General features: G+C 46.0%; 13 protein-coding genes, 2 pseudogenes and 2 riboswitches. Of the genes and pseudogenes, 8 read left to right on the plus strand and 7 right to left on the minus strand.

Annotated features, from left to right (window positions below; genetic code table 11):
- Positions 1–2 precede the first annotated feature (2 nt).
- The 3 genes and pseudogenes from TOI97_RS06555 to TOI97_RS06565 all read left to right on the plus strand — a co-directional run bounded on the left by TOI97_RS06555 (position 3) and on the right by TOI97_RS06565 (position 1,854).
- Positions 3–158 (plus strand): zinc ribbon domain-containing protein, encoded by a 156-nt coding sequence (locus TOI97_RS06555; RefSeq protein WP_321553448.1) that lies wholly within the window; start codon positions 3–5, stop codon positions 156–158.
- A 25-nt stretch (positions 159–183) separates the two neighbouring features.
- A pseudogene (locus TOI97_RS06560) lies at positions 184–567 on the plus strand (ATP-binding cassette domain-containing protein); the annotation flags it as partial.
- A 19-nt stretch (positions 568–586) separates the two neighbouring features.
- A pseudogene (locus TOI97_RS06565) lies at positions 587–1,854 on the plus strand (ABC transporter permease).
- A gap of 21 nt (positions 1,855–1,875) precedes the next feature.
- On the opposite strand, the gene TOI97_RS13330 reads toward TOI97_RS06565, so the two are convergent.
- Entirely contained in the window at positions 1,876–2,208 is a 333-nt protein-coding gene (locus TOI97_RS13330; RefSeq protein ID WP_407651331.1) for a zinc ribbon domain-containing protein, read from the minus strand.
- 164 nt (positions 2,209–2,372) lie between these two features.
- Positions 2,373–2,465: riboswitch (glycine riboswitch) on the plus strand.
- 2 nt (positions 2,466–2,467) lie between these two features.
- Positions 2,468–2,568, plus strand: a riboswitch (glycine riboswitch).
- Positions 2,569–2,591: 23 nt separating this feature from the next.
- On the opposite strand from TOI97_RS13330, the gene TOI97_RS06570 reads away from it, so the two are divergent.
- Positions 2,592–3,212: a trimeric intracellular cation channel family protein gene (locus TOI97_RS06570; RefSeq protein ID WP_321553324.1), complete on the plus strand. Its 621-nt coding sequence runs from the start codon at positions 2,592–2,594 to the stop codon at positions 3,210–3,212.
- Positions 3,213–3,279: 67 nt separating this feature from the next.
- Here the strand turns inward: TOI97_RS06570 and TOI97_RS06575 are convergent, their stop codons facing one another.
- From TOI97_RS06575 to glnA, 4 genes are all read right to left on the minus strand, one after another.
- Positions 3,280–5,184 (minus strand): PhoX family protein, encoded by a 1,905-nt coding sequence (locus TOI97_RS06575; RefSeq protein WP_407651329.1) that lies wholly within the window; start codon positions 5,182–5,184, stop codon positions 3,280–3,282.
- Positions 5,185–5,389: 205 nt separating this feature from the next.
- Positions 5,390–7,207, minus strand: a complete 1,818-nt coding sequence (gene typA / locus TOI97_RS06580; protein WP_321553325.1) for a translational GTPase TypA — start codon at positions 7,205–7,207, stop codon at positions 5,390–5,392.
- Between the two features lie 144 nt (positions 7,208–7,351).
- Positions 7,352–8,839, minus strand: a complete 1,488-nt coding sequence (gene thiI, locus TOI97_RS06585) for a tRNA uracil 4-sulfurtransferase ThiI (protein WP_321553326.1) — start codon at positions 8,837–8,839, stop codon at positions 7,352–7,354.
- A 147-nt stretch (positions 8,840–8,986) separates the two neighbouring features.
- Entirely contained in the window at positions 8,987–10,390 is a 1,404-nt protein-coding gene (glnA, locus tag TOI97_RS06590; protein WP_321553327.1) for a type I glutamate--ammonia ligase, read from the minus strand.
- Between the two features lie 420 nt (positions 10,391–10,810).
- Between glnA and TOI97_RS06595 the strand changes: the two genes are divergently transcribed.
- From TOI97_RS06595 to TOI97_RS06605, 3 genes are all read left to right on the plus strand, one after another.
- Positions 10,811–11,377, plus strand: a complete 567-nt coding sequence (locus TOI97_RS06595) for a DUF4124 domain-containing protein (RefSeq protein ID WP_321553328.1) — start codon at positions 10,811–10,813, stop codon at positions 11,375–11,377.
- Positions 11,378–11,624: 247 nt separating this feature from the next.
- Entirely contained in the window at positions 11,625–12,389 is a 765-nt protein-coding gene (locus TOI97_RS06600; protein WP_321553329.1) for a methyltransferase domain-containing protein, read from the plus strand.
- Between the two features lie 30 nt (positions 12,390–12,419).
- On the plus strand, positions 12,420–13,052 hold the full coding sequence (locus TOI97_RS06605) for a DUF4136 domain-containing protein (protein WP_321553330.1): 633 nt from the start codon (positions 12,420–12,422) through the stop codon (positions 13,050–13,052).
- Between the two features lie 51 nt (positions 13,053–13,103).
- On the opposite strand, the gene TOI97_RS06610 is transcribed toward TOI97_RS06605, so the two are convergent.
- Together TOI97_RS06610 and TOI97_RS06615 are read right to left on the minus strand one after the other, a co-directional pair.
- Positions 13,104–13,913 (minus strand): universal stress protein, encoded by an 810-nt coding sequence (locus TOI97_RS06610; protein ID WP_321553331.1) that lies wholly within the window; start codon positions 13,911–13,913, stop codon positions 13,104–13,106.
- 82 nt (positions 13,914–13,995) lie between these two features.
- A complete protein-coding gene (locus TOI97_RS06615; protein WP_321553332.1) occupies positions 13,996–15,270 on the minus strand; it encodes a bifunctional O-acetylhomoserine aminocarboxypropyltransferase/cysteine synthase in 1,275 nt (424 codons plus the stop codon).
- A gap of 142 nt (positions 15,271–15,412) precedes the next feature.
- On the opposite strand from TOI97_RS06615, the gene TOI97_RS06620 reads away from it, so the two are divergent.
- Positions 15,413–16,183, plus strand: coding sequence for a YdcF family protein (locus tag TOI97_RS06620; protein WP_321553333.1), 771 nt, complete (start codon positions 15,413–15,415; stop codon positions 16,181–16,183).
- Positions 16,184–16,379: the final 196 nt, after the last annotated feature.

Below are 16,379 nucleotides of genomic sequence, written 5' to 3' on the forward strand. Positions count from 1 at the left end.
GTTTGCCCGGGTCGAGGCCGAAAGGTATCGCAGGACTTGGAATAAGAGAATGGACGTGCAGTGGGTGTGGTGTCACCCACGATCGCGATATCAACGCGGCACGTAACATTCTCGCGGCCGGGCATGGCCGTCTAGCAGTAGGAATCCCCGTCCTTTAGGTCGGGGAGGATGTCAACAGCACTCGATAACGTCACCCTACCTTGCCAATTTTCTCAACAGCGTAAACAACAAGCAATTATGCGTCACGGCTCAATACAGAGTGCAGCACAAGCTTTGCTTGAGAGCTTAGGCTTAGCCGGCCCGCTGCACGAACAACTTGCTGGAAAGCTTTCTATTGGCCAACAGCCGCGTGTTGCTGCGGCACGCGCTTTGATTGGTCAACCTAAGCTGGTGATCGCTGATGAACCCACCTCTGCTTTAGATACTGACAGCCGTGCAGCCTTTTTACATTTACTTTTTACAGAGTGCCAAGCAGCAGGTGCCAGTCTATTATTTGTGAGCCACGATCAATCTTTATCCCATTTTTTTGATCTGAGTTTGGACCTGAACCATATCAACCGTGCCGCCTCTGCACTGGAGATCTACAGTGCATTTATTTCGTATTACTTTACGCAGTTTAGCCAATCGACGCTTTACTGCACTACTGACTGTTTTCACCATTGCCCTATCTATTACTTTATTACTAGCAGTAGAACGAGTACGCACAGAAACACGCGCTAGTTTTGCGAGCACCATCAGCTCCACTGATTTAATCGTTGGTGCCCGCTCCGGCTCAGTCAACTTATTGCTGTATTCAGTATTTCGTATTGGCAATGCCACCAACAATATTCACTGAAATAGCTTTAAGCAGTTCGCTGCACATCCACAAGTCAAATGGGCCATTCCTCTATCATTGGGCGACTCTCATCAAGGCTATAAAGTACTAGGGACCTCTGAAGATTATTTCAAACATTATCAATATGGTCGAAAACAACATTTACAATTGCGTACAGGCCGTTTTTCAATGAATCATCACCTTTTGAAGTGGTGCTCAGTGCAGAAATTGCGGAGACGCTCAATTATCAGCTCGGACAAGCAATAGTTTTAGCTCACGGCACAGCTAAAGTCAGCTTGCTGCACCATGATGACAGACCGTTCACCATTACAGGTATACTCGAGCGTACAGGCACACCAGTCGATCGCACCTTACATATCTCTTTGGTTGGCATGAAAGCCCTTCATATTGACTGGCAACAAGGCATTCCGACATACGGCAATACAACAATCAGTTCCAAACCAACACAAGAGCTGGACCTGGAACCTGAAGCCATTACCGCTATGCTGTTAGGCTTAAATAGCAAAATAGCAACCTTTGCCCTACAAAGAGAAATCAACCAATGGCGCGGCGAGCCATTATTGGCTATTTTACCCGGCGTAGCATTGCAAGAACTATGGAGCTTAATGGGTACTGCTGAGCAGGCTTTGTTTGTTATTTCATTATTTGTAGTGCTAACTGGACTCATAGGTATGCTGACAGCAATTTTAACGAGCCTTAACGAACGACGCCGTGAAATGGCTATTTTGCGTGCTGTTGGCGCACGCCCTTGGCATATTGCTGGTCTGCTCATCGTTGAGGCTTTTAGCTTAGCATGTGCTGGCCTACTGCTTGGTTTGACCTTCCTTTATTTAGGTATTGCATTAACTCAAGCACCACTACAAAGTCATTACGGCCTTTACCTGCCCTTATCAGCGCCATCTGCTTATGAATGGCAACTGTTGCTTGCTGTGTTAGGTACAGCTCTACTCATCGGCGCCATACCTGCTTGGCGCGCCTACCACCAGTCTTTAAGTGATGGACTAAGTATCCGCTTATAGTCAAATGAACTACCCACCACTTTAGAAGTGGGGGGTTCCTAGGGAATGCACGGACCTGGTGGGCTGCGCTGCACTACAGCAGAGATTATGCAAATTGCCTCGGCTAACCCCCTCGCACCGAGGGTTTCTGTAATTGATAGCCAGTAGCGTAACCCCTTTCTTAAGGATGTTGATACTGGCGTTGTAATCACGATCTAGAACACGATTGCAGCTTGAGCACTGCCATTGCCGCATGGCAATAGTGAATTCACCCTCACCAAACGCGTGATCGCAGCCTGAACAAGTTTTAGAAGATGGCAACCACCGATCTATCTTGGCTACCAGAATACTCGTACTCCTATCTCTTGTACTCAGTCACAGTGCATTATTCAACATTCAACCCTATTGATGACGAACTTAAGCCCCTGTGCATTAATCAGCACAAAACTCGTAAGCAATACATAAGCCCATCGAATAACTTGCGACCTAACACATAAACAAATATATTTAGTGCTTTACACAGTGTGCAAACCCTATAATGCACGCTCGCAGGAGAGAGAGTAGATACCCCCATACTCCGCCGAAGGCGCAAACTCCCATAAACGCTCAGGCCCATGTACTGCGAACCAACTTAGATCCGCCAACTGGAGAGCGATTGCATAAGGCAATCCACCGAAGGGGCAAGCAGCAACAACGCTGCATAAACTCTCAGGTACACAGGACAGAGGGAGAGGCGTTACTGTCAACAGGAGTCCTGTGTGCTGACCTCTATCTTTGTTATTGCTATTACCGCTGAAGCCATGTCCGGAGCCCTAGCTGCTGGCCGACGTAATATGGACTTATTTGGCGTTGCTCTGATCGCATTTATTACAGCCCTAGGCGGTGGTACTGTGCGCGACATGTTGCTGGGTAATTACCCCGTTACTTGGACACAACACCCATCCTATATCTACCTGACCATAGGTGCGGGGCTTTTAACCATCCTCATCGCCCGATTTATGCAGCGGCTCAACCGAATCTTCCTTATTTTAGACGCTATGGGGTTAGTGGCATTCACTATCATCGGCTGCAATGTCGCCTTAAAACTGGGCTATGAAACACCTGTCGTCATTATGGCAGGCATCACAACCGGTATTTTTGGAGGGATCTTACGCGATATCATGTGCAATCGTACTCCACAAGTACTGCGTCATGAGTTATACGCAAGCGTTTCATTTTTAGTAGCAATTTTATACTTGGTGTTACGCGTTTTAGGCGTGTCAGACGAGATCAACACACTAATCTGTTTCTGTTTTGGCCTCACCTTACGCTTGGCGGCTATTCACTGGAAACTCTCTTTACCTGTATTTTCCTATTCTCCAGGCCGTTGGGGTGACTAAACTGCAATAAAAAAGAGGGTTCAAAATGAACCCTCTTTTAATAAGTTCAATACGCCTATGTACTGACCTAAGTTCCTATCACCCCACCATCCGTACGTGAGATCACCATAACACTCGAGCGTGGCACAGTGTGATCACCTAGGGGAAAGCTCGAAGGTGCTCCTTTTTCACCTGGGTGTTGTACGCCAACAAATAAGGTTTTCTGATCCGGAGTAAAAGCCAAACCGGTAATTTCACAGGCCACCGGCCCTGTTAAGAAACGCCTTACTTCACCTGTTTTTGGATCCGCGCAGAGCATTTGGTTATTGCCCTGTCCAACAAAATCACCTTGGTTCGAATAATTACCATCCGTTTGAATCCAGAGACGTCCAGCTTGGTCAAAACCAATACCATCAGGGCTGTTAAACATATTATCGGCAGTAATATTGCTAGAGCCGGCATAAGGTGTTCCTCCGTAGAGATTCGGATTTCCCGCCATCAAAAAGAGATCCCACTGAAAGTCTTTCGCTGTATGCTCGCCTGCCGTTGGTACCCAACGGACAATTTGTCCATAGTGATTTTCCGCGCGTGGGTTCGGCCCACCAACCGGCTGACTGTCTGCCACACCACGGTTTTTATTATTGGTTAAAGTACAAAACACCATAGGCTCATGGGGATGCACAGCCACCCACTCAGGTCGATCCATGGTGGTTGCGCCCACAAAAGTGGCTGCTTGACGTGCATGAATTAAAATATCAGCCTGGTTGGCAAAACCATTCTCTGCAGTTAAACCATTTTGCCCATGACACAAACTGAGCCACTCACCGCTACCGTCTTCATTAAACTTAGCTACAAAAAGCTCACCCTCATCTAATAAATTACGGTTGGCATCCTGATTTGTTGGGTTGTACGTATCTCGGCTTACAAAGCGGTAAATATGTTCACCGCGTTCGTCATCACCAAGATACACCACCACGCGGCCATCTTGAGCAATAACCAGCTCTGCATTTTCATGCTTAAAACGACCTAAAGCAGTGCGCTTAACCGGCAACGCCGACGGGTCGCGTGGATCAATCTCCACCACCCAACCAAAACGATGCGGTTCATTAGGCTCTTTAGATAAATCAAAACGCTGATCAAACTTATACCAACTGTAACCTGCATCCTTGCGACCAATACCGTAGCGTGCAAACTCTGAGCTGATCTCTAAGTCTGCATCGGTACCAAAATAACCATTGAAATTTTCTTCACAGGTTAAATAAGTACCCCACGGCGTCATACCATTGGCACAGTTATTAAAAGTACCTAAAGCCACCTCCCCTTTTGGGTCTGCTTTAGTTTTTAATAGCTTGTGGCCCTGCGCTGGGCCACTGATACGCATAGGTGTATTAGCATCAATACGGCGATTAAAGCGACCATTAATATCAAAACGCCAACCTTTTTCTTGCTGCGTTAAGGTCAGAATCGATACACCATGTGCGGCTTGAGCATACTCCACATCAGCAGCGCTCATATTTTTGCCTTGATGCTCAAACATCAGTTCATAGTTGGTGTATTCGTTGTTCACAGCCAAAATAGCAGTTTGCTCATCCACCGGAAACAGGCTCATACCATCATTATTATCACCAAACTGGCGTTTTTGTTGAGCAGCTGTATTGTCACTCAGCCGATTAGAAAAGGCTGCTACATCGGCAAATAAAGGGTCACCCCAAGAAATCAAACGCTCCACTTGATAGCCTTCAGGCACCACTAGAGTATCTGCTGTGCTCGCCGGTACCGCTTTAAAACCCAACAATGGACTGCCTGATGGCGCTAAAGCGGCTGCAAGCGAACGACTCATCGGCGATAGCGTAAAGAAAGCGGCAGCACCTAAGACGGCACCTGCGCCTAAAAAACGGCGGCGAGATAAACCACCTTGCTCAATCATTTGAGTAAATTCTGGTGTTTCATGGCGCGGGTGATTTAATTCATCTTGTTGCTCAAACTGACTCATTGCCAACCCCCATCGACTGAAGTAATTAGGATGACCTCAGCTTAGGTTGGCTAGATGTAAAGCAAGTAACAAAACCATGACAGATCTGTGACACAGAGTAACGCATCAACTCAGAGCATATTCATTGGCTCACTCGTTATTAAAAAACCAATAAAAAACCCGCAACGCTTGCCGTTACGGGTTTTATGTCAAACACCCAAGCAAATTAAGCTTTGCTACGACCTTGACGTTTACGCTCGTTCTCACTTAAGAATTTCTTACGGAGACGAATCGATTTTGGTGTTACTTCAACCAGTTCATCATCTTCAATAAACTCAAGTGCCTGCTCAAGAGTAAAAATAATAGGCGGAACTAAAGCTGTAGTTTCTTCTTTACCGGAAACGCGCATATTATCCAACTTCTTAGCTTTAGTTGGGTTGATCGTTAGATCGTTATCACGGCTATGGATACCTGCCAACTGACCTTCATAAACCTCTTCACCTGGGCTTAAGAATAACTTGCCACGTTCTTGCAAGGTTTCCAGTGAGTAGCTCAATGCTTTACCTGTGGCCATAGACACTAATACACCATTCTGACGGCTGGTGACTTCACCACTCTTAATTGGACCGTAATGACTGAACATACCGGTCAAAATACCCGTACCAGATGTCATGGTCATAAACTGATTACGGAAACCAATTAAGCCACGTGAAGGGACAGTGTACTCAAGACGGATACGACCTTTACCGTCTGGCACCATATCAGTTAGCTCACCTTTACGTAGACCAAACTGTTCCATAATGGAGCCTTGATGCTGCTCCTCAATGTCTAGAATGACATTTTCGTATGGCTCTTGCTTTTCACCATCAACCTCTCTGATGACCACTTCAGGACGTGAAATAGCTAATTCAAAACCTTCACGACGCATGGTTTCAATCAGGACAGACAAGTGCAACTCACCACGACCCGATACTTTAAATTTATCAGCATCATCACCTTGCTCAACACGCAAAGCAACGTTGTGTAGCAGCTCTTTCTCCAAACGCTCTTTTAAGTTACGACTGGTAACGAACTTACCTTCTTTGCCGGCAAAAGGAGAGTCGTTAACTTGAAAAGTCATACTTACAGTAGGCTCATCAACACTCAGTGGTGGCAATGCTTCAACGTGGTTCTGATCACACAAAGTGTCAGAGATAAACAGTGGCTCAAAACCACTGACACACACGATGTCACCTGCTTGTGCTTCTTGAACTTCCACACGCTGTAAACCATGGTGACCCATGATTTTTTGCAAACGACCATTACGACGCTTACCTTCAGCATCAATCGAAGTCACTGGCATATTCGCTTTTAAACGACCGCGGGTAATACGACCAATCCCGATCACACCGAGAAAGTTATTGTAATCCAAAGCAGAAATTTGCATCTGGAACGGACCATCAAGATCAACTTTCGGCGGCTCTACATAATCAACAATGGCCTGGAACAAGACATCCATGTTGTCCGTCATTTCCGCTGGATCTAAGCCCGACACACCATTTAATGCACTGGCATAAACAATTGGAAAATCCAGTTGATCCTCAGTTGCACCTAAGTTATCGAACAGATCGAACACCTGATCTACAACCCAGTCTGGACGTGCGCCAGGGCGGTCAACTTTATTAATCACCACAATAGGATTCAAGCCAGACTGGAAAGCTTTCTGGGTTACAAAACGCGTCTGTGGCATGGGGCCATCAATGGAATCTACCACCAATAGTACACAGTCAACCATACTCATCACACGCTCAACTTCACCACCAAAATCAGCGTGACCAGGGGTGTCTACGATATTAATGTTGTAGTCATTCCACTTAATGGCGGTATTTTTCGCCAAAATAGTAATACCGCGCTCTTTTTCCTGATCATTGGAATCCATGACACGATCAGAATCCAACTCTTTGCGGTCTAGAGTTCCAGAAGCACGCAACAGGGCGTCAACCAAGGTTGTTTTACCGTGGTCAACGTGGGCGATAATGGCAATATTACGTAAATTTTCAATCACAAGCTTTTCTCAAAATAAAATATGTAGGCTGCACGCAAAACGTAGCAGTTCGAATCAGTGTAGGAAGAATTTATAGATCCGGCGGGCGCAGCTGATGCGGCATAGCCACACAACTCCACAAACAGATCGATAAAATGTGTCTAATCATGCGTGACTGCTTGCACGCGTCGGCTGCCCTAAACGTGGGCGATAAACACGCACATTTGCATAACCTTCATGCAGCAAATGATAAGCATGCAACTTACTCATTACACCCTGATCGCAATAGAGTAAATATTGTCGACTCGGGTCAAAATCTTTAAAACGAGCATTAATAGCATAAAAAGGCACCGTCATTTGCTCAATACCTTCTACAGCAAGCGGCTGCTCTTCCACCTCATCAGGGTGGCGTATATCAACCACAATATGCCCTGGCAAGGCTTCATGAACCTCTTCGACATGAATATCTTTGCCTAGCTCGTCTAGCACCTGATCCATAGTGACTCGCGTCGCGCTATCCACAGCACGCTGTAAAATACTAGGGTCTAAACGGCTTTCTTCATGTTCAACACGACCAAGTTTGGCTCGCGTGCGTGGGTTCACTGAAATAACACCACAATACTCAGGCATATTTTCAGCAAACTCTGCAGTGCCAATTTCAACCGCGGTACTGATAATATCTTGTTTATGCTCGGTAATGAGAGGACGAACCACCAACTTATCGGTTGCTTTGTCAATCACCGCTAGATTAGTCAGTGTCTGACTGGCCACTTGCGAGATTGCTTCACCTGTTACCAAAGTGTCAATTTCTAAGTCATTAGCAATTTGTTCGGCGGCTTTAAACATCATGCGCTTAAGCACAACGCCCATATGCCCGTTATCAACATTCTCTAAAATATCACCCAACACTTCTTCAAAAGGCACACTGACAAACAGCACTCGGTGTGAACTACCATATTTTTCCCATAAGTAATGGGCAACTTCCTTGACACCCAGCTCGTGCGCATGACCACCTAAATTAAAGAAACAAAAATGTGTGAGTAAGCCGCGGCGCATCATTTTATAAGCAGCTACTGTGGAGTCAAAACCACCAGACATTAAGACCAATGCTTGCTCGACACTACCTAGCGGATAACCACCAATACCTTGATGGCGCTCATATTCAAGCAAAAGACGCTTATGACGTACTTCACAGCGCACCTCAACTTCAGGGTTACGCAAGTTAATACCAGCAGCACCACATTGCTGACGCAGTTGGCTTCCCACATAACGCTCGACTTCAACTGAAGAGAAAGGATGCTTACCGGTTCGCTTACAACGCACTGAAAACGTGCGGCCTTTAAGCAAGTCACAATAGTGATCTTTACACCGCTGAGCGATGTCATCTAAATCGCCTAAAGGGTATTCCAACACTTGGAAAAAATGTGCAATACCCGGCGTGCAGCGCAGCCGCGCATACAATTCTTGCAACAGCGCAGGGTCTTGGACGTTGGTCACTAACTCGAGGTTATCCCACTCACCGGTGACCTTCACCTCGGGATCAATATCACGCAGAACTGTACGGATGTTTTTACTTAACTGACGTAAAAACTGCTTGCGCACTGGGCGGCTTTTAATGGTGATTTCAGCAAAAGATTTTAAAATTAATTTCATGGTGCAAACAGGTCGCTAAGAAGGGTTACCAAAGCAACCGCAAAAATGGGCACAAATAATAGCAGCTTTTTTCAAAAAAAGCTTAAAAAACGCACAGAGCAGCATGAGACTGATCACACCGCTCTGTCTATTTAAGTGATGCAGCACTTAACAGCTGTAGTACAGCTCATACTCAAGTGGATGTACAAAAGTACGTACGCGCAACTCTTCATCTGCTTTTAAGGCAATAAAAGCATCTATAAACTCATTGCTGAATACTCCACCGCGCAATAAGAACTCACGATCTTCATTCAGTGCATCCAAAGCTTCTTTTAAACTGCCGCTGACTTGCGGAATTTCTTTAGACTCTTCGGGTGGTAAATCGTAAAGGTTTTTATCCGCAGGATCACCTGGGTGAATACGATTTTGAATACCATCTAAACCAGCCATTAACAATGCAGCAAAAGCCAGATACGGATTGGCAGATGGATCAGGGAAACGTGCTTCAATACGTCGGGCCTTAGGACTCGATACATAAGGTATACGGATAGAGGCAGAGCGGTTACGCGCTGAGTAGGCCAGCATCACTGGCGCCTCAAAGCCAGGTACCAAACGCTTATAGGAGTTGGTAGACGGATTAGTTAAAGCATTGAGTGCTTTGCCATGCTTAATAATACCCCCAACAAAATACAAAGCATTATCAGATAAGCCAGCATATCCTTCCCCAGCAAAGGTATTCTGTCCCTCTGATGTGATCGACATATGCACATGCATACCCGACCCATTGTCACCGTATAGCGGTTTTGGCATAAAAGTCGCGGTACGGCCATAAGCGTCAGCAACGTTATGCACCACATATTTCAGCGCTTGCACTTCGTCGGCTTTGGCCACCAAAGTGTTAAATTTCACACCAATTTCGTTCTGCCCCGCAGTAGCAACTTCGTGATGATGAACCTCGACAAGTTGACCCATTTCTTCCAATGCATTACACATTGCGGTACGGATTTCATGATCATAATCATTAGGCGGAGTCGGCATATAACCACTTTGCACACCAACACGGTGACCTTTATTGCCTCCGTCAATATCAGCATCACTGTTCCAAGCGGCTTGCTCAGAATAGATTTTAAACATAGAGCCGGACATATCAGACTTAAACTTGACCTGATCAAAGATAAAAAACTCCGGTTCAGGCCCAACAAAAACTGTATCACCAATGCCTGTAGACTTTAGGTACTCCTCAGCACGAGCAGCGATGGCACGTGGATCACGGTCATACCCCTGCATGGTGGAGGGCTCAATCACATCACATACCAAAATCAAGGTTGGCTCTTGGGTGAAAGGATCCATTACTGCGGTGCTGTCATCGGGCAACAAAATCATGTCCGAAGCTTCAATGCCTTTCCAACCCGCCATGGAAGAGCCGTCAAACATCTTTCCTTGCTCGAAGAAGTCATCATCAGCATCACGTGCTGGCATAGTGATATGGTGCTGTTGCCCACCGATATCAGTAAAACGCAAGTCAATCCACTTGGCGTTATGGGTTTTAATTAATTCGAGCGACTTCGACATTATGGTCTCCAGGACTTTATAAACAAGATGCCCCCTGCAACAGGTGGTTCTGGGCAATGCACTCACCACATCATTTGTCCCGTCAAGACAAGTAGCGTGTCAAAAAACGAAGGTGAGGCACTTAAATATTATTTCAGCTGTTATTTTGACTGCTGCCCGACGGCAGCGCCAGTATTTAATGCATTCTATTGCAATAAAAATACAAAATACCTCGCTCACTACCAATAAATTCTAAAGTGGCAAAGTATAACGTACTCATAGTGTACGCGGCCCAACGCCACAATTCAGTTTTTAATAGCAGCTTGAAGTAGATCCTAACACCCTCAGTCCTAGCCTGCACTTCCCTAACATTCCCACGTAAAGCACGTCTAGACAAAAAGCCTATTTAAAGCTTTACTGCTTCATGACAAGGAGAAAACCATGCGAAGCAAATGGGTATTGATGTTATTAGGTGTACTGCCGCATGTGAGTGCACAGATTTATCACTACATTGATGAACAGGGTATAGCTGTTTTCAGCGACCAGCCCATTACATCAATAGCACACCCTATATCACAACAACCCATCAATCGTATACCGGCCTTCACCCCGCAACAAATACACGCCTCTCAACCTCTAGAACCGACAAGCACAACCTCTAGCGCATACCAAACATTACATATAGCGGGACTTCCTACGGATCACGCCCTGCGCGCCAATGCAGGGCGTTTTAGCATTACCATTGAGATCCAACCAGAATTAGCGCCAGATCACCGCCTACAATTACTGATCAATGACCAACCCTACACAACAGCCAATCGTTCATTGCTACAGAATTTGAACAACCTCCCTAGAGGCAAGCACCGCATTGCAGTACAGGTACTCAATATGAACGGAGAGGTTTTACAACGTAGCACTGAATTTGTGTTTCACCTGCAGCGCTTTCATATCAACCAACCCCACTCTAAAAACTCACTGAGCAAGCAGCACAAACCCCACCATAATTAACCTTACCACCGCCACTTATTTTAACATTCACCGTCTCTAAAACTCGCCACTCTTTACGCTTGTACCTAGATGACAACAATATCGACTAAGGCCACAGCCCTATCTTGTTATTTAAGGTTATTCTTTATACCGCTAGCCTGTTCATTCACACCCTACTGAACTACTTACCGACCCCATTCTTACTGCAGTAAAACACGAAGTTTTCGCATTTCTGGTAAAGTCCACAATATTTATTGATGAGTCTCCCATGCACGACCAACATTTTGATGATCTTGCCATCCGATTTGCCAAAAAAATCTATGGCAGCAATAAAGGCACTATACGCTTAGCCGTACTGCAAGCCGACCTTACGGAGGTACTTCCGCAGCGCCCACTACAAGTGTTAGATATCGGCGCTGGCTTAGGTCATATGTCACTTTGGCTAGCTCAACAAGGCCATCACGTCACCTTGGTTGAACCCGCCTTATCCATGCTAGAAACAGCCCAGAACAGTTTTGCTAATGCGCAGTGCCAAGCCACTTTTATCCAAGCTGACTGGCAAACCTTTACGCAACAAAACCAACAGCAATATGACTTGGTACTATGTCATGCAGTGCTAGAGTGGCTAGCAGAAACCAAAACAATTTTATCCGCTCTGCAGCAACTCACAGCAGCGGATGGATGGCTCTCTCTAGCTTTCTATAATAAAGACGGACTGATTTTACAGAATCTGATTAAAGGTAACTTACGCAAACTGAACCAGCAGCGTTTTACTGGCGACGCAGGTGGTTTAACCCCTCAACAACCCTTAGACCCTCGTGAGTTGGCAGACCAGGTTGAACCCCTCTGGTATATTCGACAACGCAGTGGGATACGCGTATTTCATGATTATATGCCACCTCAATTTCGCCAAAAAATTGCACCAGAGGAGTTGGTCAACACCGAACTCAACTACCGCCGCCACCCTGCCTTATCCGGACTCGGTCGTTATCTGCATTGGCTTTGCCAGCCTCGTACGAGCACAGTAGACTAAAACTAAATCAGTTCTTTAGGATGCATCTTAATGCTTCGTTATCTACTACTGAGTATCACACCATTTATGCTAATAAGCTGCCAAGCGAGTAACCCCTATCAAGCAGACGGCAAACCTTTGCCACCTGCACCTCCAGAAGCAGCTCAGCATTTCGATCGCAGCTCCTACCCAGCACAGCTTGGCACACAAGACTATAATTACTGGTGCTGGCAACACCTCGATGCCAACCAAAGCAATCCTGTTTATCCACCGGATAGCGCACAAGGTATAGTGGCCGAGCAACTAGAGCAATACGGCTTACGAGCGGCAACCTACCTGCAACAATGTGAGCTTAAAATTCTCTTCAGCAGTCAGCATGGGCAGCGCACCAATTATAACTATTATGACCGTCCTTACCCTTCCGTGAGCCTAGGCTATGGCTACGGCAGATTTAACACTTACCACGACCATTACAGGCATTCGGGCATAGGCATCAACTTTCCTATTACACCTCGTGCTTACACTGAGAACTACCAACAACTCACACTGTCTTTTATTGACGCTAAAACTGGCCAGCAAATCTGGCAAGGGCGCAGCACAGTAAGCCACCAGAACAACAGCACCAACTCTATTCCAAACTTACGCGAAGCAATTAGGGTAATGCTCGACAACTATCACCGTTAAGCTGTCTACAGCAGGCTCTACAAGTGCGGACGCTAAGCGTTCGCCAACAAACTATTTCACCACCAACACATCACAAGGTGGATGGCCTAAAAAGTGTTGCGCTAAACTACCTAACAAGGCGTCTGCTAAAACACCCCGCCCATGCTTCCCTATAGCCAATAATTGTGGTTGAAACTCGACAATCATTTGCGCAAGGCAATTATGCAGTTCACCCTGTCGCAACTCATGACTGATTTGTGGTCCAGTGATCGGCATTTTAGCTCGTTCATCGGCGACCAACTGATCAAATAATGATGTCTGCCACTCCAACTCAGAATCACTGTCAGCGCCATGCACTTCTGCCATTTCGAGTACATGTAAAGCATGTATTTGTGCACTGCTGGGTAATATTTTATAAGCATGATGTAATGCGTTGCAGGCACATAAAGAAAAATCCAGTGGCACTAAGGCTCGCTCATAGCTAGAGCAGTCGCTTTCCACTGCCAAAAGCACAGGCACAATACTGCGCTGCAAAACACGTTCTAAAGTGGTACCAGAAAAATATTCAGGGGAGTCTTGATGGTGATCGCCCATCACTAAGAAATCAACACTGTGAGCTTTTTGCGCAGCCACTATTACTTGCGCTGGACGCCCCATTTTAATGAGCACTTGAGCATCAGCAGCACCGTATTCCTTTAGCTGTTGATTAATCAATTTATCAGCTGCCAACATTTGCTTTTCAAGCACGTTCATAGGCAAGTGATCTTCTAAAACATTGATCACACTTAAACGTGTCTGATGTTGCTCAGCCAATTGTATACCCCGCTGCAAAGCAAGCTTGGCATTCTCGCTGAGATCGTGGGCAACCATGATATGTTGCATAGATGTGCATTCCTTTTCAAAACGAGATGATAACGAGATGATAAAGCGCGCAAACGGCACACTCGCTTGCGCGCCCCCATAATTAACGCGCAGCGTCTAACGCTTGAGTTAAGTCCGCTAAAATATCATCAATGTGCTCGATACCAATCGATAAACGTATCAAGTCTGCACTTACACCTGCCTTAACCATTTCCTCATCATTTAGCTGACGATGGGTAGTACTCGCTGGATGACACGCTAATGATTTAGCATCACCGATGTTCACTAAACGATAGAACAACTGTAGTGCGTCAATGAATTTAGCACCTGCTGCTTCGCCACCCTTAATCCCGAAACACAAAATACCAGATGCCTTACCACCCATATATTTTTGCGCTAAAGCATGATCAGGATGGCTAGGTAATCCTGCATAGCTGACCCAAGCTACCTGCTCATGCGCCTCTAAAAACTCAGCCACTTTCTGAGCATTTTCACAGTGCCGCTCCATACGTAACGCTAATGTTTCAATACCCTGCATAATTAAGAAAGCATTAAAAGGTGATAAAGCTGCTCCCATATTGCGCAGTGGCACTACTCGGCAACGTGCAATAAAAGCAGCAGGGCCAAAGTCATCGGTATATACCGCACCATGGTAAGACACATCAGGCGTACTCAGCAGTGGAAAACGCTCTTTGTGCTCAGCCCACGGGAACTTACCAGAGTCAATAATAGCACCAGCTATGGTAGTACCATGCCCGCCCATATATTTAGTCAGTGACTGAATCACAATATCAGCACCGTGCTCGATAGGACGCCATAAAGCAGGTGAAGCGACGGTATTATCCACAATCAAGGGCACACCATGGCGATGAGCCAAGTCGGCCAACGCTTGCATATCAACAATATTGCCCGCTGGATTACCAATACTTTCACAGAAAACCGCTTTAGTTTTCTCGTCAATCATAGCTTCCAACGCTGCTAGATCATCATGCGGGGCAAAACGCACTTCCAAACCTTGGCGCGGCAAAGTATGCGCAAAAAGGTTATAAGTACCTCCATACAGTTTAGCCACAGAAACGATATTATCGCCGGCTTCTGCAATGGTTTGAATGGCCGCAGTAATGGCCGCCATGCCTGACGCCATCGCCAGCGCAGCAATACCACCTTCAAGGGCTGCGACACGCTGCTCAAGAATATCGTTGGTTGGGTTAGTAATACGGGTATAAATATTACCAGGCACCTTTAGATTAAACAGATCAGCACCGTGCTGAGTGTCATCAAAGGTGTAGGAGGTTGTCTGATAAATTGGTACTGCAGCCGCTTTAGTGGTTGGGTCTGATTTATAGCCAACATGAAGCGCTATCGTTTCTGGTTTCATTATTTCTACTCAAGGATATTAAAAATGTGGTGCAAAGCATGGCCCAGCCTAATGGTTAGGGTCAAGCAGAGCCCTTGGATGTCTTCCTCTTTAAGATACGGGCACAATACCACCTATGACAATACACATTTAGGTTGTACAAATGACTTGGCGCTACATTCTCAAACAACTGGCATTTCCACCTAGTTGCTTTTTACTCCTACTCATCTTGAGCCTATTGATCCGTAAACGCTGGCCTAAACTGGCTATCACCAGCTGTCTAATGAGCATCATCGGGCTTTACATTATGAGCCTGCCCATTACTGTTGAATATGCTGCTCGGGTTTTGGAAACGGAAACAGCACTCGACCCCGTGCATTGGCCCTCTTTAAGTCAGCATGCAGATGCTATCGTTGTTCTCGGTGGTGGTCGCGAAACCAATGATCCAGCTTGGCAGAATGATCAACCTTCTTTGATGGCTATGCAGCGCATACGCTACGCCGCACGCATTGCTAAAGCCTCACAGCTTCCTCTGTTAACCAGTGGCGGTCTCCATTACGGCCAACCACCCAGTGAGGCGCAAATCATGGCCGATATTTTTACCCAAGACTTTGCGCTCACCACACGTTGGCTCGAAGGCGAGAGCCGTACCACTTGGGAAAATGCTAGGTTCAGCGCAGCTATGCTGCAAGCAGAAGGTGTTCACCGTATTGTTTTAGTCACTCAAGCATGGCATATGCCACGCTCCCGTTGGAGTTACGAACAGTTTGGCTTTGAAGTCATCAGTGCACCGGTAGGTTTTTTAAGTGGTCCAAACCGTCGCCCACTCAACGGTTGGATACCTGAAAGTAAAGCCCTTTGGCACAATACAGCCCTACTGAATGAAGCCATTGGCGCGCTGCTTTACCGGCTGCACTATAGCCCTCTCTTATAATCTGAAAACCCATCGCCTTATACGATTTAACCTACTTTCATTGATCTAGATCAACCAAATGTACTTTTTAGACAAACAACGTAGTAGTAAATAAATCTCTCCCTGCTAGCATCAAAGTAACGCGCATATTAAGATTGATGCGTCAAAAGTTAGCGATACATTTCCTGCCTTCTGTGTACTTTACAGTTGGCCAAAC

It is taken from the genome of Denitrificimonas halotolerans, from assembly GCF_034259425.1.
GTDB lineage: Bacteria > Pseudomonadota > Gammaproteobacteria > Pseudomonadales > Pseudomonadaceae > Denitrificimonas > Denitrificimonas halotolerans.